The sequence below is a fragment of the Faecalibacillus sp. MSK20_93 genome, assembly GCF_020589945.1.
Lineage (GTDB): Bacteria > Bacillota_I > Bacilli_A > Erysipelotrichales > Coprobacillaceae > Faecalibacillus > Faecalibacillus intestinalis.
The window spans coordinates 1-363 of the sequence record NZ_JAJDKA010000176.1; the positions used below are offsets into that span (position 1 = coordinate 1).

The window sequence follows — 363 nt, forward strand, 5'->3', positions numbered from 1 at the left end:
TATAGGTTGCTTTCACATTGCTTGTCTGTTCTCCCTCTTTTATCTGCTGATCTACTTCGTAGGTAGCAGAAAAAGTGTCCGTTCCCGACTGTTCGATACTCCATACAATCACATCTGTAACTGTGGAGCTGGTCGGTATATCCGTTCTGATTGTATCAACATTCAAGTCTTGCAATTCCTTTGTCAGATAACCGTTGATTGCCTGCGTCCTTGCTTCAATCGCTTCTTTGCTGTTATTCCATGTGTAATAGGACTTCGCAAAGTTTTTCACGAAATTTTCTATCCCGTTGGTGTCCTGCAAGCGAAGTTCAATGATTTCTTTTTCATGGGTCGTGTGCTGGTCGATAGCCGTAAAATTCTTAT

Annotated in this window: 1 protein-coding gene; it reads right to left on the reverse strand. The window is 41.9% G+C overall.

The features are described from left to right. Positions 1-363 (reverse strand): conjugal transfer protein (locus tag LJD34_RS16250; RefSeq protein ID WP_227360392.1); only part of this gene is annotated, 363 nt, incomplete at both ends.